This is a genomic window from Nostoc sp. T09 (genome assembly GCF_002154695.1).
Lineage (GTDB): Bacteria > Cyanobacteriota > Cyanobacteriia > Cyanobacteriales > Nostocaceae > Aulosira.
On the sequence record NZ_MTAV01000034.1, the window covers coordinates 45,202 to 63,610 of the forward strand.

Annotated in this window: 11 protein-coding genes; 5 read left to right on the forward strand and 6 right to left on the reverse strand. The window is 41.4% G+C overall.

Annotated elements, in window-relative coordinates:
- Positions 1–40 precede the first annotated feature (40 nt).
- Positions 41–538 carry a HugZ family protein gene (locus tag BV372_RS09535; protein WP_086686177.1) on the reverse strand — a complete coding sequence of 166 codons (498 nt, stop codon included), beginning with the start codon at positions 536–538 and terminating at the stop codon, positions 41–43.
- Between the two features lie 212 nt (positions 539–750).
- Between BV372_RS09535 and BV372_RS09540 the strand changes: the two genes are divergently transcribed.
- The 4 genes from BV372_RS09540 (at position 751) to BV372_RS09555 (ending at position 4,441) form a co-directional block, all read left to right on the forward strand.
- Complete coding sequence (locus tag BV372_RS09540; protein WP_086686179.1) at positions 751–2,076, forward strand: Ycf66 family protein; 1,326 nt, start codon at positions 751–753, stop codon at positions 2,074–2,076.
- A 23-nt stretch (positions 2,077–2,099) separates the two neighbouring features.
- Entirely contained in the window at positions 2,100–2,360 is a 261-nt protein-coding gene (locus BV372_RS09545; RefSeq protein WP_256973138.1) for a Ycf66 family protein, read from the forward strand.
- 145 nt (positions 2,361–2,505) lie between these two features.
- Positions 2,506–3,990, forward strand: a complete 1,485-nt coding sequence (locus tag BV372_RS09550) for a CIA30 family protein (RefSeq protein ID WP_086686183.1) — start codon at positions 2,506–2,508, stop codon at positions 3,988–3,990.
- Positions 3,991–4,087: 97 nt separating this feature from the next.
- A complete protein-coding gene (locus BV372_RS09555; protein ID WP_086686185.1) occupies positions 4,088–4,441 on the forward strand; it encodes a hypothetical protein in 354 nt (117 codons plus the stop codon).
- A gap of 56 nt (positions 4,442–4,497) precedes the next feature.
- Here the strand turns inward: BV372_RS09555 and BV372_RS09560 are convergent, their stop codons facing one another.
- From BV372_RS09560 to BV372_RS36125, 5 genes are all read right to left on the reverse strand, one after another.
- Entirely contained in the window at positions 4,498–5,550 is a 1,053-nt protein-coding gene (locus BV372_RS09560; RefSeq protein WP_256973139.1) for a CHAT domain-containing protein, read from the reverse strand.
- 47 nt (positions 5,551–5,597) lie between these two features.
- Positions 5,598–8,411, reverse strand: coding sequence for a GAF domain-containing sensor histidine kinase (locus BV372_RS09565; RefSeq protein ID WP_086686187.1), 2,814 nt, complete (start codon positions 8,409–8,411; stop codon positions 5,598–5,600).
- A 530-nt stretch (positions 8,412–8,941) separates the two neighbouring features.
- Positions 8,942–16,102, reverse strand: a complete 7,161-nt coding sequence (locus BV372_RS09570; protein WP_086686188.1) for a non-ribosomal peptide synthetase — start codon at positions 16,100–16,102, stop codon at positions 8,942–8,944.
- 919 nt (positions 16,103–17,021) lie between these two features.
- A complete protein-coding gene (locus tag BV372_RS09575) occupies positions 17,022–17,219 on the reverse strand; it encodes a hypothetical protein (RefSeq protein WP_143845046.1) in 198 nt (65 codons plus the stop codon).
- A gap of 246 nt (positions 17,220–17,465) precedes the next feature.
- Complete coding sequence (locus BV372_RS36125; protein ID WP_179198031.1) at positions 17,466–17,630, reverse strand: hypothetical protein; 165 nt, start codon at positions 17,628–17,630, stop codon at positions 17,466–17,468.
- A 5-nt stretch (positions 17,631–17,635) separates the two neighbouring features.
- Here BV372_RS36125 and BV372_RS09580 point away from each other — a divergent pair, with 5 nt between their 5' ends.
- On the forward strand, positions 17,636–18,268 hold the full coding sequence (locus tag BV372_RS09580) for a DUF4142 domain-containing protein (RefSeq protein ID WP_086686192.1): 633 nt from the start codon (positions 17,636–17,638) through the stop codon (positions 18,266–18,268).
- Positions 18,269–18,409: the final 141 nt, after the last annotated feature.

Sequence of the window (18,409 nt, forward strand, 5' to 3'; positions counted from 1 at the left end):
TGTGTGCGGTATCAAGTTATAAATTACAAAGGACGAAATTCTAGCCTTTATCTCCTGTAATCTGAACAAGTTGCTGGAGGTTATCACCACTGATGTGATAAGCTGCTCCAAAACCAACTATAAAACGGCCTTCACTCGGAGTTAACTGGAAAATCCGAAAGTCAGATAAACCGCGTAAAACTTCGACAATTTCACCAAAACGTTCTTGAAATTGCTCAACAATTTTATTCCATTGGTCAGTTTCGCGTTCTATCACAGTAGCCGTACAATCAAAACTTAACCGGCGACGAGCAAAAATTTGATTAGTCTGAGCTTCATTCTCAATAAATAAAACACAAACATGAGGATTGGCAGAGATATTTTTGGTGTGAGTGGAAAGACCGCTGACGTAGATATAAATATTTTGGGAATTATCCATCACAAAGGGAGCATAACTAGCGTTGGGTATTCCCTGGGCGTTAACGGTGCTAATAATTACACTCTGAAATTGTTCAGTAAACTTTTCGTACTCAGCTTGAACTTTTTCCAGTTGGCTCATAAGGAAATTACCGTTGGATGAGTAACAATTCATTCAGTATCCTAACGTTCTTCAGCGCTAGAAAGGAATGCATAAAGATTTGGCTTAATTGTAGCTATATCCCAAAGCAGTGAGAACACAGGCTGTAGCAACACTTTAATACTAAGTGATAGCAACTATTCCGTTATCATGTAGCAAGATCATGTTATCAAAACACTTGTGTTAGCCACACCATGCTAGGAAAGCTATTAGATGGGCGTTACAAAGTTATCCAAGTTTTAAGTGCTGGAGGATTTGGAGAAACATACATTGTGGAAGATACCCGCCGACCGGGTAACCCGAAGTGTGTTCTTAAGCTATTAAAACCTGCCACTTCTGATCCCAATTACTTGCAAATTGCCAGACGCCTGTTTAATAGCGAAGCAGAAATCCTAGAGCAGTTGGGTAATCATGACCAAATTCCGCGTCTTTTGGCTTACTTTGAAGAAAATGAAGAATTTTGCTTGGTGCAAGAGTTGATTGTGGGACATCCACTCAGCGCGGAAATGCAACTTGGTAAATGTTGGCATGAAAGCCAAGTTATCCAGATGCTACAAGATGTTTTAGGAATTTTAGAGTTTGTTCATAGCTACGGAGTGATTCATCGCGATCTCAAGCCTGATAACTTAATTAGGCGAGACTCTGATGGCAAATTAGTGTTAATTGATTTCGGCGCGGTCAAACAGATGCAAACGCAAATAGCAGCATCACCTAGCCAAACAGCCGCTACTGTAGCTATTGGCACTCCTGGTTATATGCCAGCAGAACAGGCCCAAGGGAAACCACGCCACAACAGTGATATTTATGCCGTCGGGATGGTTGCTATCCAAGCCTTAACAGGAATGTCACCAAGACAATTACCCGAAAATCCAGAAACGGGTGAGATTGTCTGGCAAAACTATACACAGGTTTCGCTACGACTGGCAGATTTTGTGCAAAAGATGGTACGTTACCATTACCGCGATCGCTATCAGTCTGCTACAGAAGTCTTACAAGATCTTCGGGAATTAGTAAACTTTTCTGCGCCAACTCAACCTTTAACTTCACCACCTGTTAGCGCCTCTGCACCAACTCAACCAGTAAATTCTCCACCTGTAAGTCACTCTTTACCTACACAACCGCCAACAACTGCCATACCTGTTGGCGATCGTGGAGAAGCCTTGCAACCAGCATCTCAAGTTACAGCCGTAAGTTCTCTTAATCAAGCACTAGCTGTAATTAGATTTATACCTTTTGTAGGCGCGGCTGGATTATTTTTCTTTAAGTCAACTACCTGGATTGTTTTGTTAGGTGTTGGTCTGGCAGCTTTTGGCGCAGGGTTATTTTTTCTGCGTTCTTGGTATTCTAAGGTTGCACGAGACTATGACGCTGTCTTTGCTGTTATTTTCTGCATTTGTGGCATACTGCTGTTATTTCAAAATCAATATGTCAAGCCAGAAATCCAAATGAGTCAATTTTTATTAGCAGGAATCGGTATTTTCTCACTAGCAGAATGTATCCGCCTGCGAGGACTTAGGTAAAAAAGACCGATTGATACTAAATTATGAAGGATTCAACCAATTTCATCGGCAGTATCTTAATACTTGCAGCAATGGCTTTATCTGCTGTCCCTTTTGTGAAACCTAAAATCTTTAAACGTCAAGATGTTTTGTTAATTATAGGCTTCTTAATTGCCGGAATAAATCTTCTACTGCAAGGCAAATATTTAGATGAATTACCGCAGTTTAGTTTAGTTCTGCTAGCAATTTCTGCTTTATTTTACACAGTTGAAAGTTTTAGATTGCGGTTGAGAAATCCGAAATAATCATCAGCCTTTATGAGTAAATATTCAATAGGGTGCATTACAAGCTGCTTTAATCCAGTCTACAATCTAAAGCATAAAAAATGTCTATACTTATTCTTCAGTCTTCTTCTTAAGCTAGACTTAAGAAAGTTATGAGGACGCGATCGTGGCTGACAAAAATCGTTCTCAATGGGACTTAGGCAGGTTCATTGAAACTTTGACATATTTCGAGGTCATTCCTTTCCTGAACTGGGTACAACAGTTAATCCAAGGTCGTCCCAAGGATGAGAAATATCAACCCAATGGAGGAAGAACTGTGGGTGCAATATTAGTAGCAGGCGCAACAGGTGGTTTAGGTAAACGCGTCGTGCGGCGATTATTAGAACGTGGTTATCAAGTGCGATCGCTTGTTCGCGACATCGACAAAGCTAGGTCAATTTTGGGTAATGATGTTGACTTAGTAGTTGCAGATATTACTCAACCAGAAACTTTGACTTCTGTTGTTATGGCTAATATCCAAGCTGTGATATGTTGCACGGCGGTGCGGGTGCAACCAGTAGAAGGAGATACAGAAGATAGAGCTAAATATTATCAAGGCATCAAATTTTATCAACCAGAAATCGTTGGTGATACACCTGAAAATGTAGAATATCTAGGTGTAAAAAACTTGGTAGAAGCAGCAAAAAAATATCTCAATAAATCTCATGAAAAACTAATATATGATTTTACCAATCCATCAGATGAATTACGAAATATCTGGGGAGCTTTGGATGATGTTGTGATGGGTGGCGTGAGTGCGAGTAATATGCAATTTGTAGAAAATACAGCTTTGTTTGCTGGTAATGTTTCTACCGCCAACTCTGGAGGATTTGCTTCTGTTAGAACTAAAAATTTTGACCCAGCCTTCAATTTAGCTGGGTACGACGGTGTAGAACTGCGCGTTAGAGGTGATGGTAAACGCTATAAATTATTTCTGCGGACAGACACGAAATGGGATGGACTTGGTTATAGTTATTCTTTTGACACCGTAGCTAATACCTGGATAGATGTTCGCATTCCTTTTGCCGAGTTAATTCCTGTATTTCGCGCCAAAATTGTCAATGATGCACCAGCAATCGACTCTAGCAGAGTTTGCTCATTGCAACTGATGTTAAGCAAATTTGAATATGATGGCGCATTAAATCCTCATTTTGCACCTGGTGGCTTCAGTTTGCAAGTGGAATCAATTAAAGCTTATGGTAGAGCAAATTTACCAAAGTTTGTATTAGTTAGTTCTGCGGGTGTAACTCGTCCCGGACGCCCAGGTATTAATCTAGATGAAGAACCTCCAGCAGTCAAATTAAATGACCAATTGGGAGGAATTTTAACTTGGAAATTAAAGGGAGAAGATAGTTTAAGAGAAAGTGGAATTCCTTACACAATTATCCGACCTTGTGCTTTGACAGAGGAAGCAGGCGGTAAAGAATTAATCTTTGAGCAAGGTGATAATATTAGGGGCAAAATCAGCCGTGAGGATGTTGCCGAAATCTGCCTGGAAGCGTTATTACAACCAAAAGCTTGCAACCTCACATTTGAAGTTAAAGAGGGAGAAAATAGCAATAACTCTATCGATTGGCAGAGGCTATTTTCTAACTTAGAACATGATAAATAAATCAAGACAAAGGGGAGAATTAAGATAAGAAAATCAAAAGAAGCTAGTAGATAGTGATATTTTTCCTCTATCTACTTAGCTAAAGGAGTAAATGATAATGTTTAAAATTAAAAAATTATTATTTGCCGCAATTTTTGCAATTGTTCTTTGGATGGGGCTATTATCGAATACTGCTTCATCACAACAAATAGATTCTCGCATTTATAATTTGGAAGCAGACTTGCGTCGTGTTGAGTCGCAGGTAAGCCAGATACAGTCTCAACTAGGGCAAACTCGTTTGTCTCCATCCCCAAGAACCACACTTACCCCTCGACAGCCAACTGGCTCTAGAGGCAACGTATCACAAACAGAACGCGACCGCATGTTTGATCGCCTCGCAACTTTAGTGGTTGAACTGAAGCAACAAGTCAACAAATTAGAGACACGAGTCTCAAAGCTAGAGTCACGTTAAAGAATTTTATAGAGAGGCTGGGGATGGACTCGCTATGCAAAGTTACATTGTTTAACTCAAATTGTTTTTTTATAAATAACAGGAGTTAAATTCTCCGCTATACCATGTAATTGAATTTCGGTACAGCCAAACTTGTAAGCTTTCTCTATTGAACGATTAGCACCTAGTGCTTTGTAAAAACCAACAGAAAATGCGATCGCGGCTTGATCGCCAATTAAATGGTTCATCCCAATTACAAACGGAATGTATTTAGCAATAGCTTCCGCCTGAGTTTGGGAATAACAAGCATTCAAGACTACACAATTTACTTGGTCTTCTACAAGTTCAAATAATGAAGCTAGAGCATCAGGCTTGAGAGGTTGAATTTTACCTAACTCATTTTCTACATACAATTCACCAGTATTGATGCCATGCCCAGAAAAATGTACGATATGAGGCTCAATATCCAGTAACGCCTGACTAATATCGCCTGGACGTACTGATAGACGTTGTTCTAGCAAAAATCTCCCTCTTTGTTTAGCTAGTTGCAATCTTTGTTGAATCTCTCGTAACTCCTCTCCTAAGCGTAATCTAGCAGTATCTGTGGGATCGGATGCTAAAAACAAGATTTTTAGCGGATTAGCTGTAATTACAAATTGTTTATCATCAACAGTTGAACTATTTAAAATTTCGTTATGATTTGATGATTTTTGGAGTTCATTATGCAAAATATTCTGAACTTTATTGATAAACTTTTTGCTGTCAAAATCACGTTTGCTAAAGAAATCATACGCTTTATATTCCATCAATAAATCACGAACATCCTGCGTATTTACTACGGGTGTTCCACTGACGGCAATAGCTGGTATCTGCCGAGAGTAAGCAAGTTCAACTAAATGTATTCCTAGCTTCTGACGGCGAGCAATGGATGAATCTCCCAAACCAATGTCAGTAATCAGCAAATGCCAATCGCTATCTCTAAAAGCTTTAGAAGCTTCATCAAAAGTCCGGACAATCTGAATAATATCTTTAGGATGACCAATATTGCTTAAAGCTGTACGAATCTTGCCTTCAAGGATATCTTGCCAATCTGAGTCATCTTCAACCAGAAGAACTTTGAAAAATATCATCGGTTCCTCCTTGCCACCACTTATGGTATTTAATGCCTAGCTTATGCTTAAGTTTCTGGTTTGTAGATTGGCAAGAGCATAGTAAAATTAGTCCCTTGAGTCAGTACACTATTCACATTTAAATAACCTCCTAAACGTTCCACATACAATTTTGTCCACCAAAGTCCAAAACCCATACCTCTCCTCGCTGTTTTCGTGGTGTAATCAGGCTGGAAAATTTTTTCCAGGTTTTCGACGGCGATGCCTACGCCAGTATCACATATTCGCACTTCTACCCAACACTGTATTTCTCTTTGCACATTAGTGCCAATAATTGAAACCCTACCGCCTTGGGGCATAGCTTCTACGGCATTTTGAATTAGGTTATCAAAAACATATATTAATTGTTGTTCACCACCTAAGACCTTTGGTAAGTCAGTTGGTACCTCAATATTTTGAGTAATGTTCGCAGGTATGGACATTCTAGCCAGTGCATTTACCACTATCTCGGATACATCGATGGCATGAGGCCTTTCCTGTATCCAAATTTTCATGCGATCGGCACCTTGCAAAACCCTATCTGCTCTTGATACAATTCGCTGCGCTTTACTCTTGCTGTTCTCATCACCCTCATCCAGAATATCTTGTGCCCAGACTCGGATCGCACCAACATCATTATTCATACGATGCACTAATGGGCCAGCCAAATCACCCAGAGTAACCATTGTTTCCATATTCACCAGTTGCCTTTTGTTTTCTAAGTTCTGGATACCAATCACTGCTTGGTCTGCTAAGGCTTCTAACATTCGCTGATGTCTCTGGTTGAAAGCTGAAATATACTGGCTTTCCACATTCAGTACACCTAATAAGTGCTTATCTTTGTCTAGAAGTGGCACACATAACTCGGAATGAATATTGGCAAAGTAAGCTTGGTAACGCGAATCAGTTTGGACGTTATTTACCAATGCCGATCGGCGATTTCTTGCCACCCAACCTGTAATCCCTTCGTCTATGCTATTTCTTCTTTCGATAGGGTCAATAGTTAAATTCACAGCATACTTGGCTTTAGTAACTAGCTCCTGCTGGCTAGGATCTAGTAAGCGAATATTTCCGACATCAGCCCCACAAATCTGCACTGCTCGCTGTACAATCAGCTTCAGGAGTTCCTTTTGATCTAAAGTAGTGATAATTTTGCGATCGATATCGTTGAGAGTTGCTAACCACCGTTGATTTTTGATCGCGATCGCAGCTGAAGAAGCAAGAGTTTCAATCATCTTTTTCTCATCTTCAGAAAAACTGTGAGGTCGGCGGTAATTAATAAACATTACTCCGACTATATCTTTATCAACTTCTAGCAGTACACCAGCTACAGAATGGATTTTCTCTCTATGAGTAAAAGCTGAATTCTGAAATATCGGTTCTTTTTCCAGTTGTGGAACATAAACGTTTTCTCCCCGCTGAATCAGCAAAAATGGCACATTTTGTCCAATAATCTCATCATGCATCTTCTGCTCTTGTCTTAATCTTCCTGCTGTCTTAGGAGGAGTTGTAAATTGCCTTTCAGTCTGGATATATTCGTAGATATTAACTACATCTGCTCCTAGGACATTTAAAGTATTCCAAGCGACACGATGTAGGAGATTATTTTCTGGTATACGACCAAGAGATTGGGTAACAGAGTAGAGTGCAGCTAGCTGGCGTGCTTCATCACGCATTTGTTCGATTCTGATGGTGTGCCAAATTGCATCAATAGCCCACCGCCGGACAAATAGTTCTACTAAGCGTAGCTTACGTGTAGACAATATATACGTGCGCCGAAATACAACATAAAGTATTCCTTCTTTGTTCTCAACCTGCAACGGAAAAGCCGCCATTGCTTTAATCCCAGCCGAAAAGGCTTGTGGGTTAAGCTTGGCCATTTCCAGTTTGTCATGACCTTGAGATAAGTCTGGGATAAACTTGTACTTTCTTTCCAGAATTGCTTGTCGTCCCAGTCCATTATGACGCGGTGGACAGGCTTTTAGAAATTGCTTACCAATGCCGCGAGAAAATACTTCATAAGTGTAACGACCCGGTTCTGCATTTGGCTCATATAAAAAATGCAGGGTGGCTGCATCAGCATCGAGAATTTGTTTGGCTTTCTCCGCTATCGTTTCCAAAACCCGAGGTAGTTGTGCTTGCCAAATATCCAAAGATTGCCGAGCAATATATTGCAGCAATCGCGATAATATTTGCTCCTCAATTCGTCTTTCTGGAGAACTATAACCTGCTTCTACTGTACCAATGACTATTACCTCTGGATTACGTCCCTCAGGTTGCAGGTCTGGTGGTAGACGTAATTGGTAAACCTCATGCTGTCTTTCTGTACTCTCGTCAAATTGAGGGCCTATCTTCTGCCATTTACAGCGCTCAAACCAATTTTTGAGGACTCTGCCGTTATAATCCTGAACCAGCACAATGGGCGTAAATACCCGAACCAACCTTTCATGACCATACTCCTGATAAATCCAGCGATCAAAGCGTTTGTCCCATCCAGAAATAATCTCAGTTTGCTGAGTTTGGACTATATCTGCCTGAATATCTCTGAGTTCTGGGTCTGGTTCTAGGTAATGTTTGGCCAAATTAGCCCAAACTACTCCAGTGCCACTCCCATGTACGCCTTCAATAATATTCTTTTCTAGAGAAATTAAAGATATGTTAGCGAAATCAAAACCCAGTGCCAGGATGTTTTGACAGACTGCTTCTAGAATATCTTCCAGCTTAAACAGTTTTGAGGTAGCTCGTTCTACCTGGTCTAAAGCCTCCAAAATAGATGTCTCAAAAGCTTTTAACTGTGATTTTCTCCGAGCACCCACCATAGCACCTCTCTTTCTTTGCCTCATGAGTATAATGCTAGACAATAGCTTGGTTGATTATCAAAGTTGTTGCATCTAATATCCTAAATTTACAAGCTGAGACTTTGAGAAAATACAGGTTCGAGGCATGATTGCTTGCCTTTACGCTGGAATTTTATACTCACAAAGATTTAAGCAAGATGCTTGTTTATCAATAGGACTGGACAAAAATATTTGTAATATCCTTTCATACTTTAACTAGAGAAAAATAAGTAATCTTTGTAATCAAGGAAATTAGGAATAGTACCTCAAAATTGGTTGATAATTGCAATTAGCCTTGAAAAAGCAATCGATAAATACAAGACAGGAAAACCCTTTCATGTTTTAAAAGAAAAAGATGAAAGTTGAATAAGCAAGCAACAAATACATAAGTAAGGACGTACAGCTAGCTGTACGCCCCTATAAATGATTGATATGTTGCAAAGATGGTTTGATTTGGTAGAAATTTTTAATACCAAGTTGTAATCAAAAGTAGTATCAGTCACTGCGATCGCAGAAAAGCAATCTCATTACCAGACTTATCTTACTGCTACAGATCGTGCCATTTCCTCCTCAATCTTGGGCGTTGATTCTGCATCTACTTTGTCCAAGCAATTCCGCAATTTTTCCGCAACTACTTGTATATGGGGTTCATGCATGACAGTGGTGTGAACACCAGGAACGTAATGAAGTTCCACACCACCAGCAACTAGCTTACCCCAGCCCCACTCTGGGTCAGTATCTAACCCTAAATTTTGATCCCTAGTTCGCAAGAGAGTCAATTGACCAGGATAGATTGATGGTACATAGTTCTTACGAGCTTGATCGTTAGCCAAAGCTACATCCAAAAGTCGCAGTTCTGCAAGTGAGCGTTTAATATAACGCAGGTAAAACCTATTTAAACTGCTCGCTTTTCCTGTCTCTAGATGCCAAGCTACTCTTGCCCATACATAATTTATTTGTTCTTTAAGATTCAGACTCAAAAGGTTACGTACATGGAGAAACAGAGAATTACCTGAGTTTGCAGTTGGTTTAGCATAACCGGGAGCTGACATATCAAATATAGCCAGCAGAGCAATCTTTTCACCCTGTGCTTGTAGTTGTTGGGCAATTTCAAAAGTTATGATACCGCCTAAAGAATAGCCACCGAGATAATAGGGTCCATGAGGTTGAATCTTGCGAATTTCTTGAATGTAATTAGCGGCCATTTCGGTTAAGGAAGTTACAGGTGCTTGTTGCGGATTAAGCCCCTGTGCTTGGAGACCATAAACTGGTTGTTCTGGGTCCAAACAACCCGCCAAATCTCGATAGAAGAGAACATTACCCCAAATTGCATGAGTTAAGAATAAAGGTGGTTTAGAACCACTAGGTTTAATTGCTACCAGCGATGACCAAGAATCAGATAATTCTTCCAGTTTCTGCTCTTCGCCTGGGCTAATTATTTGAGCTAAAGCTTCAATAGTTGCTGACTGGAAAAGACTCGCTAAAGGCAAATGTTTACCAAATGTCTGTTCAATTTGCCAAAACAGTTTAACTGCTAGTAGCGAATGTCCGCCTAGCTCAAAGAAATTATCTCTAACGCCAATAGACTCCACACCTAAAACTTGTTGCCAAATTTGCACAAGCTGACGTTCTACTTGATTGCGAGGCGCAACAAAGGTGGCTTCTGGTTCTTGTCTAGATAATTCTGGTACTGGGAGAGCACGGCGGTCTACTTTACCGTTCGGGGTCAGAGGTAAAGTGTCTAGTAAGACAAAAGCTGAAGGGATCGTGTACTGTGGTAACTTGCTGGAGAGGAAGCGCCGCACGTCGCTAATGCTAGGTGCTGCATCCTTTGCGGTAATATAAGCCACTAAGCGTTTGTCACCTGGAATATCTTCACGGGCAATGACTACAGCTTGGAATATATCTGAATGTTGAGTTAATACGCTCTCAATTTCCCCAGGTTCAATACGTATCCCGCGGAGCTTGATTTGATGATCTTGACGACCGAGAATTTCTAGTAAGCCATCTGGACGATAGCGGCCGCGATCGCCTGTATAGTAAAGCCAGTCTTGTTCGTCATTACCAAAGGGATTTTGGACAAACCGAGCCAGGTTTTCTGCGGTAGCGTTGATGTATCCCTTACTGCGGAATGGCGTCCGAATCACAATTTCGCCCAACTCACCAATGCCACAAAGTTGATTACGGGTTGTAAACACTAGTGCTTGGGTTTGGGGTAGCGGTAATCCGATGGGCTGCACTCCTGATGTTGGTTCCTCAGGCACTCGGTAAGAACACTTGGCTAGAGTTGTTTCTGTTGGCCCATAAAGATTGACAATTTCCCCTGATGCTGGGAATGCTTTGCGCCATTGCTGTACAAGTGTCTGTTTGAGTGGTTCTCCCGCAAAGAACAACCAGCGTAAGTTTTGCAACGAGACATCCGCTGGGACATTCACTAACCACGATTGGGCTAGAGAAGGCACTGTATGCAGTACAGAAATTTGCTCTTGTTCCAGGTAACGCAGAATTCTTACGGGGTCTAGGTTATCCCCTGGTTCTGGCAAACACAAGGTGGCACCACTAGTTAGAGGTAAGAAGATATCTCTGAGGACAACATCAAAGGAAAGTCCGGTTAATTGCGCAACTCGGTCTTGCTGTCCAATGTTAAAGGTCTGCCGTTGCCAAGTGAGAAAATGTGCCAGTCCTTTATGACACCCCAACACACCTTTGGGAATACCTGTGGTACCAGAGGTAAAGAAGATATAAGCGGCATCATCTGCTTGGATTTGTGGTAGTTCAATAATTTGATTTTCATCTTGCGTTAGATTTATGACTGCTCCCGTCTGTGAATCCACGCAGATAAGAGTGAGAGATTGCCATAGCTCGTTAGCTTCTGGATACTCACCATCGATATAGATGAGATATTTCGCTTTCGCCGTTTGTAGCATGAGTTCTTGGCGATAGCTGGGCAGTTGCGGATCGATAGTTAAAAGCACACCACCACTCAAGAGGACGCCAATTGTACTGGCAATCAGCCCAAAGCTCTTTGTTCCAAAGACGGCGACAACATCGCCTGGCTTGACTCCAGTTGATAACATTGCTCTGGCGATAGTTGTAGCGCGATCGCCTAATTCTTGATAACTCCAATTGCTAGAGCCTTGACGCAGCGCTGTCTGTTGTGGATTTCTATCTACCCAAGAAGTAAATAGTGCTGTGACTAATTCGTAATCTGGCTGTGGCAAGATTGCACTTGGTTGTGGCAGCAAAGATTGCGATGCTGGTGTCACCAAAGAATAGGAACTGATTGGCTGCTGGGGAACTGCAACTATCTGACTCAGTAAATGCTGGAATTGCTGCAACATTTCCTGCATCCTTTCGGCATTAAACAGGTCAGCATTGTAAACTAATTGCAATTGAATTCCCTGTTGTTGTTCGAGGACATACAGAGTTAAGTCAAACTTGGAAGGAGCTTCCACTAAGGAAAGAGGTTCAACAGCCAGCCCCGGAAGTTCTAGATGCATATCCCCCAAGTTGAGCATATTAAACCAAACTTGGAATAGAGGGTTGCGGCTGGTATCCCGTTCTACATGCAGTTCTTCTACTAGTTTCTCAAAGGGCATATCTTGGTGCGCATAAGCTCCTAATGCCACTTCTCGGACTTGAGCTAGTAGGTCAGCAAAACTAGGGTCTTCAGCAAATTTAGTCCGCAAGACAACTGTATTGATAAAAAATCCAATTAGCTGTTCAATTTCCGCACGGTTGCGACCGGCAATTGGCGAACCGATGAGAATGTCTTCTTGTCCGGTGTAGCGATGCAGTAGAGTGCCAAAAGCTGCCAATAGGGTCATGAACAAAGTTACACCTTGTTGACGCGACAGGGTGGTGAGCGATGCACTCAGAGTTGAGGATAAACTCAATGCTTGACTCGCCCCACGATAAGTTTGAATTGGGGAGCGAGGTCGGTCGGCGGGTAATTCTAAGACAGTGGGCGCACCTGCTAGTTGATTTTTCCAGTAGTCTAGTTCTGTTTCCAGCAGCGTCCCAGATAAATATTGACGTTGCCAAACAGCAAAATCGGCATATTGGATCGGTAGAGGCGTGAGAGGAGAAGGTTTACCTTGCAACAATGCTTCGTAGACTGCTGCTAACTGCTGCCAAAAAATGCCTGTAGACCAACCATCAGAGGCGAGATGATGCATGGCTAGCATCAATATCTGCTCCTGAGTGTCAATTTGTACCAAGGTAGCGCGCACCATTAAGTCTGATGCCAAGTTGAAGGGTCGTTGTGCCTCTTGATTGAGGATTTGTTCTATTGGCTGGGGATGCGATCGCAAGTCAATCATCTTGAGTTCGACTGGCCGGGGTGGGTTAATTACCTGGATAGGACTACCATCATCCCCAGGAATAAAAGTAGTTCTGAGGGCTTCGTGCTGGGCAACTACTGCATCTAAAGATTGTTGCAAGATCCCAACGTTTAGTTGACCTTGCAAGCGCTGGGCATCAGTAATGATATACGCCGAACTATTTGGTTCTAGTTGCTCTAAAAACCAGACTCGTTGTTGCGCAAAGGATAGGGGAATTGATTCGCGGTTTGTGAGTTGGGGAATAGATTGGTGGTTGAGATCATCAGCTGTTTGCAACTGTGCGATCGCCTGGGCAAAGTTGGCAATGGTAGGATTAGCAAACAGCGATCGCAGTGATATTTCTACATTCAGGGCTTGACGTAGCCGCGAAATTACTTGAGTTGCTAGTAGTGAATGTCCCCCTAACTCAAAGAAGTTATCATCAATCCCTACTCTTTCCAAACCAAGGACTTGCGCCCAAGCTGTCGCTAATATCTCTTCTGTCGGATTCCGAGGCGCAACAAAGTTAGCCGAACTACTTACACTTGATGCGTCTGGTATAGGTAAAGCACGCCGATCTACTTTTCCGTTAGAAGTTAATGGCAAGGCTTCCAGCATCACAAAAGCCGCAGGTATCATGTACTCAGGCAGCTTTTCTTTGAGGAAACGACGCAGTTCTTTAATCGTAATTGTTGAAGTCTTGGGGACGATATATGCTACTAAGCGCTTATCTCCAGGCACATCTTCCCGGACAATCACCACTGTCTGTTGGACTGTGGGATGTTGATTGAGTACGGCTTCTATTTCTCCTAGCTCAATTCGGAAGCCACGAATTTTCACCTGATGATCGATGCGACCGAGGTATTCCAAGTCTCCATTCGGTAGATATCTGGCTAAATCCCCAGTTTTATAAAGCCTTGTCTGGGAGTCATCGCTAAAAGGGTTGGCAACAAAAGCTTTTGCCGTCAAGTCAGGACGGTTAAGATAACCACGAGCTAAACCCGCACCTCCCACATACATTTCCCCAGGAACCCCAATCGGTAGTAATTGCCTGTGTTGATCCAAGACATACACCTGCAAGTCAGGAATTGGACAACCAATTACACTACCTGCTCCCTGAATTAAATCGGCTGCTGCGATCGGGCGATAGGTAACATGAACGGTAGTTTCTGTAATCCCGTACATATTCACTAACTTGGGAGACTCATCTCCATGACGAGTGAACCAAGGCTTTAAGCTTTGTAGTTCTAATGCTTCTCCACCAAAGATCACCCAACGCAGAGCCAATTCTCCAGGAGCAGCGATTGTCTGTTCTGTGCGGATTAATTGTTGGAAAGCTGAAGGAGTTTGATTGAGAACCGTAACTTTTTCTTGAAAGAGTAATTCATAGAAGGCTTCGGGAGAACGGCTCACCAAATAAGGCACGACAACTAACCGTCCGCCGTAAATTAAAGCACCCCAAATTTCCCACACAGAAAAGTCAAAGGCAAAGGAGTGAAACAGCGTCCACACATCTTCTTGGTTGAAGTGATACCAATGTTCGGTGGCGTTAAATAAACGGACAACATTGGAGTGATTAATTAAGACACCTTTGGGCTTACCTGTAGAGCCAGAAGTATAAATTATGTAGGCTAGGTTTTCAGATGTTACTGAGCTTGTCGGGTTTTCTGAACTGTATGTGGCGAGGATTTCTTGATCGCTATCAATGCACAAAACTTGCGCCTGATTTTGCGGTAGATGATTTAATAATCGCTCTTGTGTTAGCAATACTGAAACTTGAGCATCCTCTAATATGAATGCGAGGCGCTCAACTGGATAATTGGGGTCAAGAGGGACATAGGCTCCACCTGCCTTGAGAATACCCAACAATCCTACGATCATTTCTAGAGAGCGTTCTACACAGATACCAACGAGGACATCAGGTCCCACACCTAAATTCTGTAGGTAATGTGCTAATTGATTGGCTTTGATATTTAACTCGCGGTAGGTTAACTGTTGATTGTCAAACACCACCGCTACAGCGTCAGGTGCAAGCTCTACTTGTGCCTCAAACAACTTATGGATACAGCTATCCTGGGGAGAATCTACCTGAATATGTTGCCACTGACTGAGCAACTGCTGTTGTTCATCTATGGTGAGTAGAGGTAATTGGGAAATTTGCTGGCTAGGATGAGCCACAATACCCTCTAATAAATTTTGGAAATGCCCTGCGATTCGGGTAATTGTGGCAGCATCAAACAAATCAGTATTATATTCCCAGATGCCAAGGAATGTTTCATTCTGCTGCTTTACTGTCAAACTCAAATCTAATTTTGTGAACCCGAGTTCTAAGTCTAGGGGAGTTGCTGTTACACCTGGCAGTTGTGATATTTGTTGATGCTGCTCCTGAAAGTTAAACATCACCTGGAATAGGGGATGATAACTTGGAGAAGATTCTAGTTTCAGTTCTTCTAAGAGTTTCTCGAATGGTAAATTTTGGTGAGCATGGGCATCCAATACTACTGAACGAACTCGATCTAGCAATTCTAAAAAGCTGAGATTACCTGACAGATGGGTGCGGAAGAGCAAGGTATTGATCGATTCCATGTGATGGCGTCCGGTGGACGAACCAACTAAGATATCTTCATGACCGCTATATCGGTATAGTAAAGTTTGGTATGCTGCCAGTAAAACCATGAATAAGGTAACTTTTTCCCGATCGCAGAGATTTTGCAGCGATTTAGTTAATTCTTGGGGTAGCACCATCAACTCCCTCGCACCTTGGTAGGTTTGGACTGGTGGACGAGGGCGATCGCTCGGTAATTCCAGTACTGGCGCAGCACCTGCAAGCTGCTGTTTCCAATAATTTAATTGATCTTCTAGTTGCTTATTGGGTAGTAATTGGTCTTGCCAAACAGTATAGTCAGCATACTGAATAGACAATTGAGACAATGGGTTAAGCTTGCCTTCTAGAAAAGCTTGATATAGATCTGCTAACTCTTCCCAAAGAATATCCATTGACAAGGAGGCCTTGTGATGCGCAACCAACAGCAAGATTTGCTCTTGTGGAGCTAGCTGCAACAAACAAGCTCGCAACATCAAATCTGATGCTAAGTCAAAGAAACGTTGGCTTTGCTGTTGCAACAGTTGTTGTACTTGTGCCTCAGATTCAGTTTCTGGATACTTCTGCAAGTCGATCGCTATCAGTTCTACTGACTGTCCATCTTCGGAACTGAAACGCGATCGCAGTGTTTGATGATGAGATGCGATCGTATTTAAAGCCTGTTGCAGAATATCTATTTTTAAGTCGCCTCTTAAGCGGACTGCCAAATGAACGTTATCGTAAGAATTATCTAGCTCTAGTATATTATTGCTGTTTACGAAATTTAATTTCATATGTTGCACCCATGTCAGCTATTTTTCTATTTTTATACTTTTATTCCAAAAAAGTAAATTAACTAATCAATTTCTCAATTGTTAGAAATTAAGGTATTATTTTATATTTTTTGGCTAGTTACATTGGAGTAAAAAAATATCTTTTGCTTGAGATATTTATACTAAAAGAAATCATTATAACTTATAAGTATCTTAAAAATATGAGGTACTGAACCCCACTCATCCCTACTATAGGCATCCGATTTTATTCTTGAAAAAATATAAGTATCTGTTGGGAAATCCCTCCGGGTTGGGCAGTCCACAAGGCGACAGAGGCACATGTGTGGCTGCATTCACCGCGCATGAGGGTGGCTACCCTACGTATATTTCAAAAATGCCAGTATGAATCATCTAGCAGCAATGCTTGAGTCTGCTTGTAGTTTTATAAATTTTTAAGGAATATAATCTTTAAAAACACTGGATTTTTGCTATTACTTGACAAGCAAATTCATAATTTTGGAGATTTCCAAAATACTAATTTCTAATTGTTATATAAATATTCAAACATTATTTATTGAGAATCTGCAATAAGTATCATCTCCTACAAAATAGAGTTGAATGAGAACGATCTTATGACCTTTACTTAATATTTTGGTTCTAACTAAAGGAATATTCTTTATTAATAGAGATAATATTGTAGCCTGTATCGATACATACAGCCTTCAATAAGCAAATTAATCAAAACCATTAGTAATAAATATTACATTGATTGTCCAATAGACTAAAACAACAAACAGTGGCAAATTATTACAGGATTCTAACCGTTGGCAATTACCACATTTAGAACTATGCGATCACTCTTGCAATAAAAACTTGCCCAACAAATTTTGGTGGTCATAGTGTAATTATTTAGAGCAGTCAAGTTAATTGCTGTTTAATACTACCCTTGTAACTCCAGCGAAGAAATCTCCTCAGGATTTCCAATCAGATGCCAAAAAAGTGCAATCTCGCCAACACTATTGGCGATCATGTCCAATTCTTCTGGTGTTGCGTCGTTGTCCATTTTTGCTAAGAAGTTTTTGGCAGCAAGGATAGTGTTTTGACGTATCAATGTTTTTTGTTGTGATTGTCCAGCCATTTTTTCGACTTTAGAGCAATACATCTATATTTGGTTTCTAGAATGACAAAAACGGTTTTTAAGTACATCAATCCCAAGAATAGTATCTATAGATTTCAGCCTTTTGAATTTCAGTAATACTCCTAATAAATAGTCTCAACGTCTTTCAAGATAAGCGATCGCGTAGTTCCATTTCAAGTAGTCAAAGGAAGAATTGCTTTGAGCACAAAGTTAGAGCTTTTTGGCTCTACCGATGGGGAGATGTATTTATTCCCAAAGCCTTGATGATGTGAGGGAAGGGTAGAAGCAGATTTCGAGCACGCTATCAACTTCCTTTACGTAAGACATCCAGTTGAGTGCGATCGCTAAATTTTTTATGCTGAATCGCTGCAATTCTGGGCTACAAGCTACAGCTTTATCAAAGGAGAACATTGATTATGCTCAACCATACAATACTGTCTGCCAGTTTGTTAGCGATCGCCTTATCTCTAGCGACTGGTTATTCATCAACTGCTCAACAAGGCCAAAATACATCTCAAGTTCCATCTGCTAAAGTTGAGCCTGTGCAAACGGCTGAAAGTCCTTCGCCAAATCCGTCCGAGCAACCTACCCTCAGTTCTGCCGATCAACAGTTTGTTACTGAAGCTGCTCAAGGTGGTTTAGCAGAAGTCCAACTAGGACAACTGGCATCACAACGTGGAGCTAGCAATGCAGTAAAACAGTTTGGACAGCGTATGGTTCAAGATCATAGCCAAGCAAACAATCAACTTCAACAGTTAGCGACTCAAAAAGGTATGACGCTGCCAACTGGTATCGGCAACGAGCGTGAGAAAGTCAGGCAACAGTTATCCAAGCTTTCTGGTACTAGCTTTGATCGCCAATACATGAATCACATGGTTCAAGATCGTGTCAAGGATGTGTCCTTATATCAACGCCAAGCTCAGCAAGGGCAAAATCCAGACCTCAAAGCATTTGCAGCACAAACGCTGCCAATCCTGCAACAACATCTGCAACAGGCTCGCTCTATTGCAAATCCCACGACTTCCTCCAAGCAGTACTCGATAAGTTAAAAATATTTTACTTATACGGAAGTTGGGTATTTCTTAACCCCAAAATAGCAGTAAGATTGGAGATACGTTCGTGACTTACCTATTCAGCTAAATACCTAGTTTTCCGAACTCACTAAATCTTCATCTACTTGAAGTGCAGTT

Excerpts from the sequence above, each read along its gene's own strand:
- BV372_RS09535 (WP_086686177.1), bottom strand. The coding sequence starts at position 538 with ATGAGCCAACTGGAAAAAGTTCAAGCTGAGTACGAAAAGTTTACTGAA.
- BV372_RS09540 (WP_086686179.1), top strand. The coding sequence starts at position 751 with ATGCTAGGAAAGCTATTAGATGGGCGTTACAAAGTTATCCAAGTTTTA.
- BV372_RS09545 (WP_256973138.1), top strand. The coding sequence starts at position 2,100 with ATGAAGGATTCAACCAATTTCATCGGCAGTATCTTAATACTTGCAGCA.
- BV372_RS09555 (WP_086686185.1), top strand. The coding sequence starts at position 4,088 with ATGTTTAAAATTAAAAAATTATTATTTGCCGCAATTTTTGCAATTGTT.
- BV372_RS09560 (WP_256973139.1), bottom strand. The coding sequence starts at position 5,550 with ATGATATTTTTCAAAGTTCTTCTGGTTGAAGATGACTCAGATTGGCAA.
- BV372_RS09565 (WP_086686187.1), bottom strand. The coding sequence starts at position 8,411 with ATGAGGCAAAGAAAGAGAGGTGCTATGGTGGGTGCTCGGAGAAAATCA.
- BV372_RS09570 (WP_086686188.1), bottom strand. The coding sequence starts at position 16,102 with ATGAAATTAAATTTCGTAAACAGCAATAATATACTAGAGCTAGATAAT.
- BV372_RS09575 (WP_143845046.1), bottom strand. The coding sequence starts at position 17,219 with ATGGCTGGACAATCACAACAAAAAACATTGATACGTCAAAACACTATC.
- BV372_RS36125 (WP_179198031.1), bottom strand. The coding sequence starts at position 17,630 with ATGTTCTCCTTTGATAAAGCTGTAGCTTGTAGCCCAGAATTGCAGCGA.
- BV372_RS09580 (WP_086686192.1), top strand. The coding sequence starts at position 17,636 with ATGCTCAACCATACAATACTGTCTGCCAGTTTGTTAGCGATCGCCTTA.